The organism is Thomasclavelia spiroformis DSM 1552 (assembly GCF_025149465.1).
In the GTDB taxonomy this organism is placed as follows: domain Bacteria; phylum Bacillota_I; class Bacilli_A; order Erysipelotrichales; family Coprobacillaceae; genus Thomasclavelia; species Thomasclavelia spiroformis.
In genome coordinates this window covers 582064-600705 of the sequence record NZ_CP102275.1, presented here as the reverse complement: position 1 = coordinate 600705, position 18642 = coordinate 582064, and the positions used below count along the sequence as shown (strand labels likewise).

Annotated in this window: 12 protein-coding genes, 3 rRNA genes and 1 other annotated feature; of the genes, 1 reads left to right on the top strand and 14 read right to left on the bottom strand. The window is 34.6% G+C overall.

All coding sequences use genetic code 11. From position 1 onward, the window contains the following. Positions 1-46 precede the first annotated feature (46 nt). The 8 genes from ltrA to NQ543_RS02570 form a co-directional block, all read right to left on the bottom strand. Positions 47-1465: a group II intron reverse transcriptase/maturase gene (ltrA, locus tag NQ543_RS02605; RefSeq protein WP_004608658.1), complete on the bottom strand. Its 1419-nt coding sequence runs from the start codon at positions 1463-1465 to the stop codon at positions 47-49. Positions 1466-1904: 439 nt separating this feature from the next. After that, positions 1905-4295, bottom strand: coding sequence for a phenylalanine--tRNA ligase subunit beta (gene pheT, locus NQ543_RS02600; protein WP_004609893.1), 2391 nt, complete (start codon positions 4293-4295; stop codon positions 1905-1907). 4 nt (positions 4296-4299) lie between these two features. Continuing rightward, positions 4300-5337, bottom strand: coding sequence for a phenylalanine--tRNA ligase subunit alpha (gene pheS / locus NQ543_RS02595; protein ID WP_039904217.1), 1038 nt, complete (start codon positions 5335-5337; stop codon positions 4300-4302). Positions 5338-5370: 33 nt separating this feature from the next. Then, positions 5371-5570, bottom strand: a binding site (T-box leader). A gap of 104 nt (positions 5571-5674) precedes the next feature. Then, positions 5675-5783, bottom strand: a 5S ribosomal RNA gene (gene rrf, locus NQ543_RS02590). Between the two features lie 76 nt (positions 5784-5859). Continuing rightward, positions 5860-8769 (bottom strand): 23S ribosomal RNA (locus NQ543_RS02585). 227 nt (positions 8770-8996) lie between these two features. Next, positions 8997-10521 (bottom strand): 16S ribosomal RNA (locus NQ543_RS02580). Together the 16S, 23S and 5S rRNA genes form the textbook arrangement of a ribosomal RNA operon. Before the next feature lie 345 nt (positions 10522-10866). Further along, a complete protein-coding gene (locus NQ543_RS02575) occupies positions 10867-11583 on the bottom strand; it encodes a TrmH family RNA methyltransferase (RefSeq protein WP_004609170.1) in 717 nt (238 codons plus the stop codon). Beyond that, positions 11580-12245, bottom strand: a complete 666-nt coding sequence (locus NQ543_RS02570) for a M48 family metallopeptidase (RefSeq protein ID WP_004609169.1) — start codon at positions 12243-12245, stop codon at positions 11580-11582. The genes NQ543_RS02575 and NQ543_RS02570 overlap by 4 nt, the downstream gene beginning before the upstream one ends. Positions 12246-12299: 54 nt before the next feature. Between NQ543_RS02570 and sspI the strand changes: the two genes are divergently transcribed. After that, positions 12300-12500: a small acid-soluble spore protein SspI gene (gene sspI, locus NQ543_RS02565; RefSeq protein ID WP_004609168.1), complete on the top strand. Its 201-nt coding sequence runs from the start codon at positions 12300-12302 to the stop codon at positions 12498-12500. A 13-nt stretch (positions 12501-12513) separates the two neighbouring features. On the opposite strand, the gene NQ543_RS02560 is transcribed toward sspI, so the two are convergent. From NQ543_RS02560 to NQ543_RS02535, 6 genes are all read right to left on the bottom strand, one after another. Next, positions 12514-12951, bottom strand: a complete 438-nt coding sequence (locus NQ543_RS02560) for a hypothetical protein (RefSeq protein ID WP_004609167.1) — start codon at positions 12949-12951, stop codon at positions 12514-12516. Then, the gene (locus tag NQ543_RS02555) at positions 12944-13789 is read right to left on the bottom strand and encodes a hypothetical protein (RefSeq protein WP_004609166.1); all 846 of its coding nucleotides are present in this window, start codon (positions 13787-13789) and stop codon (positions 12944-12946) included. Before NQ543_RS02555 ends, NQ543_RS02560 begins: the two co-directional genes overlap by 8 nt. A 148-nt stretch (positions 13790-13937) precedes the next feature. Further along, a complete protein-coding gene (gene pyk / locus NQ543_RS02550; RefSeq protein ID WP_004609165.1) occupies positions 13938-15374 on the bottom strand; it encodes a pyruvate kinase in 1437 nt (478 codons plus the stop codon). Positions 15375-15411: 37 nt separating this feature from the next. Beyond that, positions 15412-16371: a 6-phosphofructokinase gene (gene pfkA / locus NQ543_RS02545; protein WP_004609164.1), complete on the bottom strand. Its 960-nt coding sequence runs from the start codon at positions 16369-16371 to the stop codon at positions 15412-15414. A 107-nt stretch (positions 16372-16478) separates the two neighbouring features. Further along, positions 16479-17384 (bottom strand): ATP-binding protein, encoded by a 906-nt coding sequence (locus tag NQ543_RS02540; RefSeq protein WP_004609163.1) that lies wholly within the window; start codon positions 17382-17384, stop codon positions 16479-16481. Positions 17385-17393: 9 nt separating this feature from the next. Continuing rightward, positions 17394-18641: a DnaD domain protein gene (locus tag NQ543_RS02535; protein ID WP_004609162.1), complete on the bottom strand. Its 1248-nt coding sequence runs from the start codon at positions 18639-18641 to the stop codon at positions 17394-17396. Position 18642: the final 1 nt, after the last annotated feature.

The following is an 18642-nucleotide window of genomic DNA, read 5'->3' as shown; positions in this document are numbered from 1 at the left end:
TTCGCCCCTTTCACAACACCGTGCGTAGGGTTCCCTACACGGCGTTTCATAAGTTTATAGAGTTGTAATAATCTAGTGCACTTATAAATCCGTATATTTTTAATACTTCATTTGTAAGTGTCCTTTTTAGTATGAAGCTATTGGCGATGTGCCAGTAGCTTTTTCTTGTGTTTGCCCATTCCCATGCCTTACTTTTATTAATACCTAGTTTTTGTAAATTTCTATACCTTGTTCTTACTAACTTCCATCTTTTCCAATATATCATTCGTATTCTTCTTCTCATCCATGAGTCTATTTCCCTTAGATGTTTACTCATATTCGCTATCCTATAGTAATTCACCCAACCTGTAATGTATTCTTTTAACTCTTTAGCTAATTCCTTACTTGATATTGGTCGGTTCCTTTTGGTGATTTCCTTTATTCTCTTTTTCATCTTTTCTTTAGATTTCTTGTGAACAGTGATTCGTACATTACCACTCTTCTCTATATAAAATCCAAAGCCCAAGAATTTTATATCAGTAATATAGGCTACCTTTGTCTTCTCTTGGTTCACTTTTACAAATAATTTCTCTTCTAAATATCTTGTCACTGTTTCTTTGACTCTCATTGCACTTCTTTTACTTTTGAATAGTATGACACAGTCATCTGCGTACCTTACAAATCGATTTCCTCTTCTTTCCATTTCTTTATCAAATTCATTAAGATATATATTTGATAATAATGGGCTGAGTGGCCCACCTTGGGGTACTCCTTTTGTAGTTTCTTCAAACTTATGTTTTACTATGACTCCTGCATTGAGATATTTATGTATGAGTGATATAACTCTTCCGTCTTTAATAGTTTGTGACAATATCTGTATAAGTCTTGAATGGTTGACTGTATCAAAGTACTTCTCTAAATCTAGGTCTACTGTATATCGATATCCTTCATTGGCGTATTCGACTACTTTTCTTACTGCTTGATGGGCATTTCTTCTTGGTCGGAACCCATAACTATTGTCACTGAATTGGGGTTCAAATATTGGTGTCAGTACCTGTACTATCGCCTGTTGTATGACCCTATCCGTCACTGTTGGAATTCCTAACTCTCTTTTCTTTCCGTTATCTTTTGGTATTTCTACTCTTTTAACGGCTTGTGGACTATAATGTCCCTCCATGATAAGTTTCTTTAGATAAGACCAGTGTTGTGCGAAATGCGTACGAACTTCTGCGACTTGCATTTTATCTACACCACCACTTCCCTTATTACTCATAACCCTTTGGATTGCCTTTTCTATATTGGCATCCTCCATAATTGTTTCAAGTAACTTCTCATGTACTACAAATCTATTGGTGTTCTTCGTATGTGATATCTCTTGTTTTGATGTAGGATACACTTCTCCACTATTGTCGTATTCCGTACTATCTTCATAGAGTAAGCCTAATGATAGTTGACAGTATCCTATTTTATCTTGAGTATCTTTCATTTCCAGTTCACCTCCTTATGTTCGGTCCTTCGCTAGATAACCATTACAGTTATCATCATCACTACTATGACCTCGGCTGACTTCCTAGGACAAACGTTTCCACCATGATTACATTTTCATCATGTTCCTAGGACCTCCCACGGTAAGACATAACACTTTCATCCTATGTACCCACTATCTTTACACTGCTTATTCCGTCGTACTATTGGACTTCGATTTGTTTAGCAATCTCATCCGATAAGCTTCTGCCTAAAATAGTTCGTATTCCTTGGGTCAGGACTTTGCCTCCAACTTCCTCCCGTTCACACCTTACGATGGATACCTTGTCTTCGGCTAGTGGTTGGTAGTACGAAACCCCCACAGTGGACTTTCACCACCTAGTCTTATGTCATGCGTGGCACACTAAAAAGAAACAGACACTAGTCCATTTCTTTTATAATTATGCTCTTAATACTGCATCAAATTCTTTTGATACTGATTCTAAAATCTTTTCCATTACTGCATTTATAGTATTTTCTTGTAAAGTTCCTTTTGAATCTTGGAAAATCAAATTAATTGCTACAGATTTTTTATTAGCTCCAATATGTTCACCTTCATAAACATCAAAGATTTTAGTTTCTTTTACCAATTGTTTACTTGCTTGAATAATTTTACGACATACATCATATGTAGCAACATCTTTATCCATTACTAAAGCAATATCTCTACTTACTGATGGATACACTGGAATATCAACGAATTTAACTTTGCTTGTTTTTAAGCTAAGTAATGTTGTCAAATTCAATTCTACAACATATACATCTTTTACATTATATTTCTTTTCCATTAATGGATGAATATTACCAATCACACCTACTATTTCTTTTCCAATCATTATATATGCTGATCTACCAGGATGATAGTTAATATCATTTTGATCTACTCGTACTAATTTATAACGAGATTCTTCGATACCTAAATTTTTAAAGATTGTTTCTACAAAACCTTTCATTAAATAATAATCAGCTTTATATGAAATTTGTTTAAATGCTAAACCATTATATTCACCACAACAAGCAATTGCTAAGTTTTGTAATTCGGTATCTTTAGAATATGTTGTAGATAATTCAAAAACATTAACATCTTTAATATTATGTGATTGATTATAGTTGATTACTTGTAACAATGAACTAATTATTGATTTTCTAGTTACACTTCTTTCTTCTCCTAACGGCATTGCTAATTTAATTGTCTCATTAGTATGAAAAATATTAAAATCCTCTACTAATGTTGGTGATGTTAAAGAATAAGTTAATGTTTCATGTAATCCTTGGTCCTTAAGCAAATTACGAATCACATGTTTTTTTGCTTGAACATCGTTTCTTTTACCAACAGTCATAGACATTTCAGGCAAAGTTGATGGTATTTTATCATATCCATAAATACGTGCTACTTCTTCAATTAAATCTGCTGTCATTGTAATATCATTACGATAAGTTGGTACTTTAACATTAAATTGCTCTCCATTTAATGTAAATTCAAATTTTAATGAATTAAATATTTCTTCTATTTCTAAAGTACTAATATTTGTTCCTAATAAACCATTTACTTTACTTGTTGAAACTTCTACATATCGTTCTTCAATATTTAAATCAGTTGTTACACTTTTATAAATTTCTTTAGCATCAGCTAGTTCTTCCAATAAATTTGCACATCTTTCCAAAATATTTAAAGAATTAGCCGTATTTAATGCTCCTTTAATATAATGTTGTGATGCATCAGTTAGTAAATTCAAACGTCTTGCAGTTTCTCTTAAATTAGCTCCATCAAAAGTAGCAACTTCAATTACAATATTTGTAGTATTTTCATCAATTTTTGTACTATTAGATCCCATAACACCAGCAATACAACCAATTCCATCATCAGTTGAAACAATAATATCATTAGGTTCAATTGTATATTCTTCTCCATCTAATAAGATTTCTTTACGATTAAATCCAGTTTTAATTACAAATTCTTTTTTATTTAATTTATCATAATCATACATATGAATTGGTTGGCCAGTTTCCAACATGACAAAATTAGAAATATCTACAATGTTATTAATTGGTTTGATTCCACTAGCAAGTAAAGCATTTTTTAACCATTCAGGTGAGTCTTTTGTTGTAACACCTTTTACTAATTTAGCACCAAAAAAAGAACATAGATCAGTATCTACTTTAACATTTATTTCACTACCATCTATTCCTTTTGTTTCAATTTTTGGTAAATTTACATCACGTTTTAAAATTGCACCTACTTCATATGCAAATGAAGTTAATGCCATACAATCAGCGCGGTTTGGTGTTAAACCTATCTCCAAAATTGTATCTTTAAGACCTATATATTCTAATGGATCTTCACCAACTGGTGCATTATCATCCAATATATGTATTCCTTCTTTATCTTCAGGTTTTAACAATCTTTGATCTAATCCAAGTTCTGCAATCGAACAGATCATTCCATTAGATTCTACACCTCTAATTTTACTTTCTTTTATAATAAATCCATTACCTAAATCACATCCTGGATTTGCAACAATTACTTTTTGATTAGCAGCAACATTTGGTGCCCCACAAACAATTTGTCTAATTTCTCCAGGTTTTACTTCTACTTTACAAACATTTAAATGATCACTATCAGGATGTGGAACACATTCTAATACATGACCAATTGTCATATTATTACCATTTGCTAAATTATGCATTCCTTCTACTTCTAATCCTATTGAAGTAATTTTATCAGCAAGTTCCTTAGGATCTTGATCATCAACTTTTATATATCTATTTAAAACTTTTAAACTAATATCCATTCTTCTACTCCTTTCTTGTAAACTGATTTAAAAATCTTATATCATCATTATAGAAATTACGGATATTATCAATACCATATTTAAGCATTGCAACACGTTCAATTCCAATTCCAAAAGCAAATCCTTGATATATTTCAGAATCAAAACCACACATTTCAAGTACTTTAGGATTTACCATTCCTGCACCTAAAATTTCAATCCATCCTGTATGTTTACACATTGAACAACCCTTACCTCCACAATTATGACAAGAAATATCAACTTCAACAGAAGGTTCAGTGAACGGGAAATAAGAAGGGCGTAAACGTATTTCACGTTTTTCACCAAAAAATTTACGAGCAAATACTTCCAATGTTCCTTTTAAATCAGCCATTGTAATATTTTTATCAACAACCAATCCTTCACATTGCATAAATTGATGTGAGTGAGTAGCATCATCATCATCACGGCGATAAGTTTTACCAGGACATATTACTTTAATTGGACCTTTTCCTTTAGCAGCTAACAATGTATGTGCTTGGACTGGAGATGTATGTGTTCGCATAAGCGTATTTTCATCAATGTAAAATGTATCTTGCATATCACGTGCTGGATGTCCTTTTGGCAAATTCATTAATTCAAAATTAAAATAATCACTTTCAACTTCAGGACCTTCAGCGATTTGATATCCCATTCCTAAAAATAGATCTTCTAATTCAGTTACAATTATTGATAAAGGATGCAATGAACCTTGATCTAATTTATAGCTAGGTAATGTAATATCAATTTTTTCTCTATTAATTTTATCTAAAATTGTTTGATTTTCTAATAGTTCTTTTTTTTCTTCAACAGCCTTAGATAATTCTTGTTTAACAAGATTTGAAATTTGTCCAAATGTTTTACGAGCTTCCGGATCCATATTTTTCATTAATTTCATTGATTCTTGAATTGGACCTTTTTTCCCTAAATATAGGACACGAATATCATTTAATTCTTTTAAAGAAGAACATTCATCTAATTTATTCAATGCCTCTTCTTTGATTCTCAATAATTCATTTTCCATTTTATTCCTCCTAAAATATAAAAAATCGTTCCCAATAGGAACGATTATCTCGCGGTACCATCCTAATTTATGACAAAATGTCATACACTTAATTAGCTGTAACGTAGCTTAAACGGCGGTGATTAGTCGCACTCAAAGGTGAATTCAATAATTCCATTGTTAAAAGACTTTCACCAAATGTCTTTCTCTCTAAAACAATTTTCTTATTTACTACTCCTCATCAACGTATTACTTGTCTATTATAACGTGTTTATAAAAATTTGACAATAGTATTTAATTATTTAATTATTCGATTAAATAATTAGAAATGTGTAATTTAAATATTAAATAAAAAAAGAACCGGCAGCTTGCTATTGTCGCACCGCAGTACTATCGTCGCCGTTATGATGCTTAACTTCTGTGTTCGGTATGGGTACAGGTGTGTCCATCATGCTATCGCTACCAGATCTTCTCTTTTAAGCAATTCCTTTCGAGAATCACTCAAAACCGGATAATAGCTCCTATTGCTTCTTCTTCTCTCTTTAGGTTAAGTCCTCGACCTATTAGTATCAGTCCGCTGAACATGTCACCATGCTTACACTCCTGACCTATCAACCTTATCGTCTTTAAGGGGTCTTACCTACTTGCGTAATGGGAAGTCTCATCTTGAAGTGGGTTTCACACTTAGATGCCTTCAGCGTTTATCCCTTCCATATTTAGCTACCCAGCTGTGCCACTGGCGTGACAACTGGTGCACCATTGATATGTCCATCCCGGTCCTCTCGTACTGAGGACAGATCTTCTCAAACTTCCTACGCCCACGACAGATAGGGACCGAACTGTCTCACGACGTTCTGAACCCAGCTCGCGTACCGCTTTAATGGGCGAACAGCCCAACCCTTGGAACCGACTTCAGCTCCAGGATGCGATGAGCCGACATCGAGGTGCCAAACCTCCCCGTCGATGTGAACTCTTGGGGGAGATCAGCCTGTTATCCCCAGGGTAGCTTTTATCCGTTGAGCGACGGCCTTTCCATTCAGCACCGCCGGATCACTAAGCCCGACTTTCGTCCCTGCTCGACTTGTTGGTCTCGCAGTCAAACACCCTTTTGCCTTTGCACTCTGCGCTTGATTTCCATCCAAGCTGAGGGTATCTTTGGGCGCCTCCGTTACTCTTTGGGAGGCGACCGCCCCAGTCAAACTGCCCACCTGACACTGTCCCGTTGCCAGCTTATGGCATCCGGTTAGAACTCCAATACAGGAAGAGTAGTATCCCAACAGCGACTCCTCACACACTGGCGTGCATGTCTCTCAGTCTCCTACCTATCCTGTACATCCTGCATCAAAGTCCAATATCAAGCTACAGTAAAGCTCCATGGGGTCTTTCCGTCTAGTCGCGGGTAACCTGCATCTTCACAGGTACTAAGACTTCACCGAGTCTACAGCTGAGACAGCGCCCAAATCGTTACGCCTTTCGTGCGGGTCAGAACTTACCTGACAAGGAATTTCGCTACCTTAGGACCGTTATAGTTACGGCCGCCGTTTACTGGGGCTTCAATTCAGTGCTTCGCTTGCGCTGACACATCCTCTTAACCTTCCAGCACCGGGCAGGCGTCACCCCATATACGTCGTCTTTCGACTTAGCATAGAGCTGTGTTTTTGGTAAACAGTCGCTTGGGCCGTTTCACTGCGGCTCATATCTCTATGAGCACTCCTTCTCCCTAAGTTACGGAGTCATTTTGCAGAGTTCCTTAGCTATAGTTCTCTCGCTCACCTTAGGATTCTCTCCTCACCCATGTGTGTCCATTTTCGGTACGGGTTACTGTATGATTTTCACTAGAAGCTTTTCTTGGAAGCTGGCTTCAATGACTTCTGTACTTGCCTTGGCTTTCCATCCGCTTCACGCCTTCGCTTTCTCGACATCCGGATTTGCCTGGATATCTGCTACCTCGCTTGCACCTGCTCTTCCAGCCGCAGGATCACCTAGCCTTCTCCGTCACTCCTTCATTCATACCGTAAGTACAGGAATCTCTACCTGTTGTCCATCGACTACGCCTCTCGGCCTCGCCTTAGGTCCCGACTTACCCAGAGCGGACGAACCTTCCTCTGGAAACCTTGGGTTTTCGGTGCGTGGGATTCTCACCCACGTTCCGCTACTCACACCGGCATTCTCTCTTCTATATGCTCCACAGCTCCTTCCGGTACTGCTTCTTCGCTCATAGAACGCTCCCCTACCACTTGCTCATCGCAAATCCATAGCTTCGGTAATATACTTAGCCCCGGTAAATTATCGGCGCAGAGTCATTCGACTAGTGAGCTGTTACGCACTCTTTAAAGGATGGCTGCTTCTGAGCCAACCTCCTAGTTGTCTGGACATCTCCACATCCTTTTCCACTTAGTATATATTTTGGGACCTTAGCTGATGGTCTGGGCTGTTTCCCTCTTGACAGTGGACCTTATCACCCGCTGTCTGACTGCCGAGCATGTCTCTGTGACATTCGGAGTTTGATTATATTCAGTACCCCGGGATGGGGCCATCACATATTCAGTGCTCTACCTTCACATGACTCTCTCTCGACGCTAGCCCTAAAGCTATTTCGGGGAGAACCAGCTATCTCCGAGTTCGATTGGAATTTCACCCCTAGCCACAACTCATCCGCCAACGTTTCAACGGGGGTCGGTTCGGTCCTCCATCGGGTTTTACCCCAACTTCAACCTGGTCATGGCTAGATCACTCGGTTTCGGGTCTACGACATGCAACTAGCGCCCTGTTAAGACTCGCTTTCGCTTCGGCTCCGCATATCCTGCTTAACCTCGCTGCATATCGTAACTCGCCGGTTCATTCTACAAAAGGCACGCTATCACCCTTTAACGGGCTCTAACTTCTTGTAAGCATATGGTTTCAGGTTCTTTTTCACTCCCCTCCCGGGGTTCTTTTCACCTTTCCCTCACGGTACTGGTTCACTATCGGTCACAGAGGAGTATTTAGCCTTACCAGATGGTCCTGGTAGATTCCGACAGGATTCCTCGTGTCCCGCCGTACTCAGGTGCTGTCTCAAGCTTCTTCACTATTTCGGCTACGGGGCTTTCACCCTGTCTCGCCGGACTTCCCAGTCCGTTCGCCTATAATGCCTTCTTGCTCTTTCCTGACAGTCCTACAACCCCGATCCTAAAATCGGTTTGGGCTCCTCCCCTTTCGCTCGCCGCTACTTAGGAAATCATTTTTATTTTCTCTTCCTTCAGGTACTTAGATGTTTCAGTTCCCTGAGTCTCGCCTCTCTGCAGCTATCTGTTCACTGCAGGATATCCGGTCTCTATCCCGGATGGGTTCCCCCATTCGGACATCGACGGATCGTTGCATGCTTACTGCTCCCCGTCGCATTTCGCTGTTTGCTGCGTCCTTCTTCGCCTCTCTGTGCCTAGGCATCCGCCATACGCTCTTCCCTACTTTACCTATTCGGTGTCTTGATCACTATTTCCTTCTTACTGACTGTTTCAGTGTTGAATTCTCTTAGTTTTCTTTCGACTTTCTCTAGAAAGACCTCAATAATTTTCTTATCTCGATCTCTTTCTTTCGCAATTTGTCTATTATCCAGTTTTCAATGATCTCTGAGCTTCTCTCTTCTTCGAGTTTCACTCAAAACTAAACAGAATCTTCTCCACACTTCCTCTTCTCCTTAGAAAGGAGGTGATCCATCCCCACGTTCCCGTAGGGATACCTTGTTACGACTTCACCCCAATCATCAATCCCACCTTAGACAGCTCCCTCCTTGCGGTTAGGCCACCGGCTTCGGGTGTTATCAACTCTCATGGTGTGACGGGCGGTGTGTACAAGGCCCGAGAACGTATTCACCGCGACATGCTGATTCGCGATTACTAGCGATTCCAACTTCATGTAGTCGAGTTGCAGACTACAATCCGAACTGAGAATGGTTTTATGGGTTTTGCTTCACCTCGCGGCTTCGCTTCCCTCTGCTCCATCCATTGTAGCACGTGTGTAGCCCAGGTCATAAGGGGCATGATGATTTGACGTCATCCCCGCCTTCCTCCAGCTTGTCACTGGCAGTCTCGCTAGAGTCCCCAACTTAATGATGGTAACTAGCGACAAGGGTTGCGCTCGTTGCGGGACTTAACCCAACATCTCACGACACGAGCTGACGACAACCATGCACCACCTGTCTCGGATATATCTATCCCCTCATCTCTGAGGTCTTTATCCGGATGTCAAGACCTGGTAAGGTTCTTCGCGTTGCTTCGAATTAAACCACATGCTCCACCGCTTGTGCGGGCCCCCGTCAATTCCTTTGAGTTTCATTCTTGCGAACGTACTACTCAGGCGGAGTACTTATTGCGTTAACTGCAGCACTGAAATTTGACTCCCAACACTTAGTACTCATCGTTTACGGCGTGGACTACTAGGGTATCTAATCCTATTTGCTCCCCACGCTTTCGGGAATGAGCGTCAGTTACAGGCCAGACCGTCGCCTTCGCCACTGGTGTTCCTCCATATATCTACGCATTTCACCGCTACACATGGAATTCCACGATCCTCTCCTGCACTCTAGCAGCCCGGTTTCTATGGCTTACTGAAGTTAAGCTTCAGTCTTTCACCACAGACCTCTGCCGCCGCCTGCTCCCTCTTTACGCCCAATAATTCCGGATAACGCTCGCCACCTACGTATTACCGCGGCTGCTGGCACGTAGTTAGCCGTGGCTTTCTCATAAAGTACCGTCACTCGGATATCATTCCCTATATCCGCCGTTCTTCCTTTATAACAGAAGTTTACAGAACGAATTCCTTCTTCCTTCACGCGGCGTTGCTCGGTCAGGGTTCCCCCCATTGCCGAAAATTCCCTACTGCTGCCTCCCGTAGGAGTCTGGGCCGTGTCTCAGTCCCAGTGTGGCCGGTCACCCTCTCAGGTCGGCTACGCATCGTCGCCTTGGTGAGCCGTTACCTCACCAACCAGCTAATGCGCCATAAGTCCATCCTCTACCAGTGCCTTGGCACTTTTAATATGGTCACCATGCAGTGTCCATACCTATGCGGTCTTAGCTGCCGTTTCCAGCAGTTATCCCCCTGTCTAGGGCGGGTTACTTATGTATTACTCACCCGTTCGCCACTCGAGCATTGCTGCTCGCGTTCGACTTGCATGTATTAGGCACGCCGCCAGCGTTCATCCTGAGCCAGGATCAAACTCTCCATTGTCCTTTTATCTCTCTCAGACAATTTCCTGTCTGTTTAGCTCTTCTTTTTTTCTCTTTGACGTGTGTTCTTTAATTCTGTTTAGTTTTCAATGATCTCTCTTATCGGCCTCTCTTTTGCCGACTTTCTTATCTTACACTCTTTTTTGACTTTAGTCAATATCTTTTTCCATCTTTTTCTAAAGCCTCTTTCCTCTTCTCTCGAGTGCTCACTTAATTTACCATATTCCTTTGCCTTTGTAAAGCTTTTTTTGCCTTTTTTTATCTTTTTTTGTTTTTCTCCACTTTCTTCTGCTCTCCTTCTCTAAAATATAAGAGACAATTCGCTATGAATTGTCTCTTTATATACTTATTTAAAATGATACATCATAATACTCCCAGCAATAGCAACATTTAAAGATTCAATTGTATTTATTGGTATATAACCAACATAATCACATTCTTGCAAAATATCTTTATTCATACCATTACCCTCATTTCCAACTATAAACGCCATTTTCTCACTAATCTTTATCTGTTTTATATCTTGCCCATTTTCTAAAGCACTCCCAATAATCTTTACATTATTTTTTTTCAAAGTTGATATTACAGTTTTTAAATCATCATATATACAATTAATATGAAAATTTGCACCTTGCATAGATCTTAATAATTTATCATTATATAAATCAACGCAATTATTAGATAAAATAACTTGATCAATCGAAAATGCTAAAGCAGTTCTAATTAAAGTACCAATATTACCAGGATCTTGTAAATCATCCAAAATCAAATATCGTTTACCATCAATTAATTTATTTTCTTTTTTTATTTTACATTTTGCCATTATAAATTGTGGTGACTTAGTAAATGACAATTTACTCATAACTTCATTACTAACTATAACTATTGGTAAATCACTAGTAATATCTTTTGTAGAAATTAAACATTCTACTTGTTTTGCTTTCATTGCTTCTTCTACTAAATGCTCACCTTCAACCAAATAATATCCAGTTTCATCACGATATTTTTTTTGTTTCAATTTTATTAGTGTTTTAATTGTATTATTACTTGTCGATGTAATCATATATCTATCTCCTTTAATTCTTTTATTTTTATCCTATAATTTGGTAATCTTTTTTCTACTTCACTATAAAATTCATTTGAATGATTAGGGTGTATGAAATGGCATAATTCATGAATTATTACATAATCAATTAAACTTTTATCTAAATGCACTAAGTATAAATTAAATGATAATTTATTATTTTGAGGAAAACAAGCTCCCCAACGTGACTTTAATTTTCTAATTTCTATTTGAGGTAGAGTTAAATCAAACATTTTTTTTATATAAAAATTAATTCTTTTTAATAAATAATCATAAAGAATTTCCTGTAATTTTATTTCTATTACTTTTTTTATATTTTTACTACACACATATATTTTATCATCACTTATTATAACCTTATTATCTTTAATCTCTTTTTCTATGATTTCATATCTATGATTAAAAATATAAACATATCCTCCATTTTGATAATTTACTTTTGGAACATAATCATTAACCCTTTTTAAAATCTCATTTTTATGATTTAAAATTAGATTTTCTATCATCTCTATTTTAAAACCAAAACCAGCATTAACAATCACTTTACCTGATTTAATTTTTAAATAACATTTTTTTATATTTTTCATATTCAATTGATATTCAATAATTTGATTATCAATTTCTATTTTTCTAATTTCCATAATCTTACCGTATAAATTAATTTTATTTTGTCTATAATAATTTAGGAGGTCAATATGGATATTCGTAATGCACTACTAAATAAATTACATAATACATCATTTGATGAATTAAAAGAAATTATTAATCAAGGAATTGCTTCTAAAGAAGAAACAATTTTGCCAGGTTTAGGAGTCTTATTTGAACAGTATTATAATTCTTTGAACAGTTCACAACAAACCGAAATAATCAAATCATTATGCAATTTATTAAAATAGACTCCAAAGGGGTCTATTTTTTATAATATTTAATTTCCTCTTTAATACCTCTTAGTATCATAAATAATACTAACAAAATAAAATTAAATCTAAATAACCTTTCAAATTCAATAAATATTAATAAAATAAATATAACTATTAATATAATTACATCATAAGAAATAATTTTTTTATCGCCGATTTTAGGTCTTATTTCTATTTTTCCATCATATTTTATTCCATCAACAACAATTTTATAAATTTCAAACAATAAATAATTTAAAATCCATAATAATAAAAAATATAATGTTGTATAAATATTATCTGTAAATATTTTCATAATTGCTCTAGACGTTGTCATATCAAAATAAATCATGAAATCACATACAAATGCTATTAAAGTAATAAAAAATGTTGCAATAGCATTACGTGCTAAATAAAAAATTAAAAAATCTTTTTTTACTTTATCCATAATAATCACCAACCTGTCGAGTTGTTAAATCTATTGAAAAAGCATACTTATCATTATCATTACTAAAAATTATTACTACACTCAAATCTTTATTTTTAAAATTGCCTTCATCTAAATAAAAAACTCCATAATCATTAGCATTAATTAATTCTTTACTTTTACCACTAATTTTTTTAAATACAATATAATTATCATCGTTATCTTTATTTAATTTTTTATCTTTTAAATAACGATATTCTAAAGAGACTTCTGGATATTTTTTTATTATTTGTTCATCTGTTGTTTTTAATGAACCTAATCGCATCATTTGGCTAGAAATACTTGCATTTTCAATTCTATATTCTTTATTAGATCCTTCTAATTGCTCTACAGGTACAATTTTTAAATTTAACTCACTAATGACTTGATTATTATTATTTATAATCAACTTAGCTTTACTAACATCCTGTAAATCACTCTTATTGCTTTTTCTTGAAATTTTTTGGATTATATATTTTAAATTATCTTCAGGATAATTTTCTAATCCAACTGAATATTCTTCTTTTTGATCATCATTTTCTAAACTAACACTAGCATTAATATTAGTTTCCACACCAATTAAGTTATTATTTTTTACACTTATTGATCCATCACCAATAGAAAAACTATCTTCTCTATGATATACTTCAATATTTTCAACTTTTATATCATCATTTTCACCATTTAATATGTAATCATAATAAACCACATCTCCATAAGTTTGAAATATATAATTATCATGCATATAAAATAATGTTATTGAGACTATTAAAGCAAAAATAAGCGAAACAAATAAATTTTGTTTATATTTTTTTTCCATATTTATCACCTACATTAGTCATTATAACTTATTTTTTAATATATAGGAAGAAAAACCATCATTCATAAATCGACTTATAAGAATAATACAACCAATAAAAAAGGTTGAATAAATCAATAAAAAATCAATTTATTACAACCCATTATATTTATTTTACAGTAACTAATTCTAAATAACTAGTAGTTCCCCCAACACCTGGTGTACCAGCTGTAATTAAAATTTGTTCACCTGGTTCAACACCATTTTCTTTTGCTAAAATTTGTGCATATTCTAATTGAGAAGCACGATCATTCATTCGTTTACAAACAACACCTTTTACTCCCCAGTTAAGTGCTAATGAACGAGTTACTGGTTCATAAGGAGTAGCAGCAATGATCATAGATTCCGGACGATAACGTGATACACGCTTAGCAGTTGAACCACTTTCTGTATATACAACAATAGCAGACACTTTGAATTTTGATGCAATTTCAGCAACAGACATACAGATTGCTTCAGAAGGATCTTCTGGTGCAGTTCTAATTGCTTTTCTTAATAAAGAAGCATAATCCAAAGTTTCTTCAGTTTTTAATGCAATTTTAGTCATTGTCATAACTGATTCTTCTGGATATTTACCTTGAGCTGATTCACCAGATAACATAATTGCATCAGTACCATCGTAAATAGCGTTAGCAACGTCACTTACTTCAGCACGTGTTGGTCTTGGATTTTCTTGCATACTATCTAACATTTGTGTAGCAGTAATAACTACCTTTCCAGCAGCACGACATTTTTTAATTAATTTCTTTTGAATTAAAGGTACATCTTCTGCAGGCACTTCAACTCCTAAATCACCACGAGCAACCATGATACCATCAGCCACTTTTAAAATTTCATCCATGTTATCAACACCTTCATTGTTTTCAATTTTGGCGATGATTTGGATTTCTGGATGTCCATTTTCAATTAATAATTTTTTAACATCTAAAACGTCTTGAGCACGTCTTACAAAAGATGCTGCAATGAAATTAACACCTTGTTCACAACCAAAAGTAATATCAGCTGTATCTTTTGGTGATAAGTAATCAAAACCTAATTTAACACCTGGTACATTAATACCTCTTTTGTTTTTAACAATTCCATCATTTGCGCATACACAAACAATATCTGTTCCTTCAACATGATCAACTAACAATTCAACTTGCCCATCATTTACTAAAATAAATCCACCAGGTTTAACATCTTTATATAATTCTTTATATGTAATAGTAAAACGATCACTTGTTCCTTCAATATCTTCTTGACAAATGGTAACAACTTGTCCTTTTTTAAATTCTGTCTTACCACCAACAAAATCACCTGTTCTAATTTCAGGTCCTTTAGTATCCAATAAAATTGCAATATTCTTATTTAATTCCTTGCTTAATTTACGAACTGTTTTAATTCTTCCACCATGTTCTTCAAAATCACCATGAGAAAAATTAAGTCTCATCACATTCATTCCTGCAAGAATTAATTTTCTTAACATTTTTTCATCTTCACTTGCAGGTCCAATAGTACAAACAACACGTGTTTTCTTTTTTCTCTCTTTCAATTCAAATGCCATATCCTATTTATCCTCACCTTATTTATTTATATTTATATTAACGAAGTTTCATCGCATCTTCGTAAATACCAAAATCAGTTTTACGCTTTTGTGATAAAGTTTCAATAATATCTAACCCTTTAATTTCACCATTAACTACACTTACACATAATCCACCTTTACCAGCTTCTAACAACTCAACAGCGTAAACTCCCATACGAGAAGCAAGTACACGGTCTCTTGCAGATGGACGTCCACCTCTTTGCATATGTCCTAAAACATTAGCACGTGTTTCAAAACCAGTTTCAGCTTCTATTTTCTTTGCTAATTCATTAACATCTGTAATATGTTCAGTAATAACAACTATTGCATGTTTTTTATCTGATTTTTTTGCTGCTTTTAATCTTTCAATTACTTGTTTTTCATCAAATCCGATTTCACTTGTAATAATCATTTCAGCACCAGCAGCAATACCTGCATTAATTGCTAAATCACCACAACGTCGTCCCATTACTTCAAGAATAGTACAACGCTGATGTGAACTAGATGTATCTCTCAAACGGTCTAAAGCGTCAACAATTGTATTCAATGCTGTATCAAATCCAACTGTACAGTCTGTATTTGGAATATCATTATCAATTGTTCCTGGGATACCTATACAATTTATACCCATTTCAGTAAGTTTTAAAGCACCTGTATAGCTACCATCTCCCCCAATAACTACTAAAGCTTCCATTCCTACTTTTTTCATTTGTTCAATCGCAGCTTTTCTAATTTCAGGATCTTTAAATTCAGGAAAACGAGCTGACTTTAAAATAGTTCCTCCTAAATTAATAATATTGCGTGTACTATGGCGATCAAATTTAATGAAATCACCTTCATACAACCCTTTATATCCCAAACGAACTCCGTATACTTCAATACCCTTATTTAAACAAGTTCTTGCCACAGCACGAACAGCTGCATTCATTCCAGGAGCATCTCCACCAGATGTTAATACACCAATACACTTAACCATTCTTTTTCCTCCTTATATTCACATTTTTATTTCCAAGACATTTTAACACAAAAAATTTGATGTTTCCATTAAATCTTTAATATTTTCTATTAAAAAATCGATATTTTTTACCGTAAATCCTTACCTTTTAACTCTAAAGGCATACTAACCGCTTTCATTCTAGAAACCAATCGTTCAGCCCTTTCTTTATCAGTTGTTTTTAATGTATATATTTTTTTCAATTTTTCTAATGAATATTCACTTGTAAAAAAAGTAGCTTTTTCATTTTGAAGACGATATGCCAAAACAGCTGAAAGAATTTCATCACGTGACCATGGTGTAACATTTTCACCACCAACATCATCAATAACTAAATAATCTAAATTTTTCATCAATTCAATCGAACTATTTACTCCTTCATTTCCAAAAGAGCTCTTTAAATCCATTAAAAATGTTGGAAAATGAATAAAGCCACATTTATATCCTTTAATAACAAGGCAACGTATTAAAAATCCCATGATCGTACTTTTACCAATACCTTCATTTCCATACAAATAAAAACCTTTATTAGTTGGTCTATTTATATAATCACTTAATATTTTAATAATCGCCATTCCATTACTTTCTAAATCATTTTTAAAACTCAAATCACTAGGTTTTGTAAGTAAAATCTTACTACTTACATTTTTAAGCAAAATATTATTTAAAACATTTTGATCATTGAAATGCGATAATCCATATTTACATGGCTTTAATGCTAATTTAATCATACCATCATAATAATCAAATTCTCGAATCATCCCTTTGGACACTTTAGGACAATCTTTTAATGACTTACACTCTTTACAAATATCTAAATCCTCTTTATATTCCAAGAATTCAATCCAATTTTCTTCAATGTCTTTACGTTTTAAATCATACTTTTTTAATATCTTAATAATATTATTATCTTTTATTAACTTATTAATACTATTTTGTTTATTTTCATAAAAATCATTTTCACCAAACAAAGTAAGATCTTGTATATTCTTCATATTCGCCTCCTATTCAAACTGACTTAAAAACTCATTTAATTCAGTTTCATCAACACTATCGTTATTAACCATGCTTACATCATCTTTTATATCATCGTCAACATCATCATTACGTCGATATTTTAAATACAATTTAGCTTCATCCAACGCTTCTTTTACTGTTTCAATTTTTTTACGTTTCCATTGGGAAGCACGTGTTTGCATAAACGCTCTAGATAAAACATTATCACATTGAGAAAGTGTAAGTTCGATTAACACATTTACAACACCTGGTTGTAAATATAAACTAGTCATAATTGATTCAACAATCTGTAAATCATGCTTTAGTGGCTCTCTACCACCTTGTTTATCTTTTAGTAATTGATATGGATTAACACTTTCTAAATATTGAATATGTGCATTTAATAAATCGTTATTACTACTACTTTTATGAATTGCTGCTTGTTTATGATAAATTTCTTCAAACTTTTCAGGCATTGCTATATCGTAATAATCTCGACAATTTTTAATTAATAATTGTTTAGAAATTTTATCATTTTTTATGCTATCTTTAACTAATCCTTGCATATCTAAAGAATTGATTCGATACATTATCCCTAATTGTTTAATAAGAGTTTCATCATCACTTGTAATCACGCTTCTTTTTATCTGATAATCTTTTAAACCTTGATAAAATAATTCTAAATCATAATCACCATCAATTTTACCATAATCATTCCCAAAATAATTCTTTTCAACCAAAACCTCTTTGCTTCCTTCAAGCATATTAATATCAAAAACATCAGTAAATTTAGCAGTAATATTTTCATAATCACTAAAATCAAAAGTTGATGATTTAAAACATAACTTAGTTCGATATAAATCCTCTTTTCCAAGTCTTTGTAATAATAATGGCCCTAAAATCACATGATTAAAAATTTTAGAAGGAGATAATGGTGTCTTAATTATAAAATGATATATTCGATTATTATCCACATCTTTTTTATATCTTTCTAAAAGTCCAATTGCCTCTAACTTTTTACTTGCCTCATTGATTTGTGTTAATGATAAACCACTTATTTTCGTTAAACGACTAAATAAGCTTGTTGCTTTAGTCAATGAAAGCTGATCTAATTCTGCATAAAGGGTTAAATATAAACTACAAGCAGTATTACCAACTAATGGCTGATATAAAAGCTGGATGGTACGCATATGAATACTATCAAGCGGATAATTTGCATTTACCATATATAAATCAGACATCATTAACTCATTCATA

What these genes read in the sequence shown, in the direction of transcription:
- ltrA (WP_004608658.1), bottom strand. Translation starts at nt 1,465, where the DNA reads ATGAAAGATACTCAAGATAAAATAGGATACTGTCAACTATCATTAGGC.
- pheT (WP_004609893.1), bottom strand. Translation starts at nt 4,295, where the DNA reads ATGGATATTAGTTTAAAAGTTTTAAATAGATATATAAAAGTTGATGAT.
- pheS (WP_039904217.1), bottom strand. Translation starts at nt 5,337, where the DNA reads ATGGAAAATGAATTATTGAGAATCAAAGAAGAGGCATTGAATAAATTA.
- NQ543_RS02575 (WP_004609170.1), bottom strand. Translation starts at nt 11,583, where the DNA reads ATGATTACATCGACAAGTAATAATACAATTAAAACACTAATAAAATTG.
- NQ543_RS02570 (WP_004609169.1), bottom strand. Translation starts at nt 12,245, where the DNA reads ATGGAAATTAGAAAAATAGAAATTGATAATCAAATTATTGAATATCAA.
- sspI (WP_004609168.1), top strand. Translation starts at nt 12,300, where the DNA reads ATGGATATTCGTAATGCACTACTAAATAAATTACATAATACATCATTT.
- NQ543_RS02560 (WP_004609167.1), bottom strand. Translation starts at nt 12,951, where the DNA reads ATGGATAAAGTAAAAAAAGATTTTTTAATTTTTTATTTAGCACGTAAT.
- NQ543_RS02555 (WP_004609166.1), bottom strand. Translation starts at nt 13,789, where the DNA reads ATGGAAAAAAAATATAAACAAAATTTATTTGTTTCGCTTATTTTTGCT.
- pyk (WP_004609165.1), bottom strand. Translation starts at nt 15,374, where the DNA reads ATGGCATTTGAATTGAAAGAGAGAAAAAAGAAAACACGTGTTGTTTGT.
- pfkA (WP_004609164.1), bottom strand. Translation starts at nt 16,371, where the DNA reads ATGGTTAAGTGTATTGGTGTATTAACATCTGGTGGAGATGCTCCTGGA.
- NQ543_RS02540 (WP_004609163.1), bottom strand. Translation starts at nt 17,384, where the DNA reads ATGAAGAATATACAAGATCTTACTTTGTTTGGTGAAAATGATTTTTAT.
- NQ543_RS02535 (WP_004609162.1), bottom strand. Translation starts at nt 18,641, where the DNA reads ATGAATGAGTTAATGATGTCTGATTTATATATGGTAAATGCAAATTAT.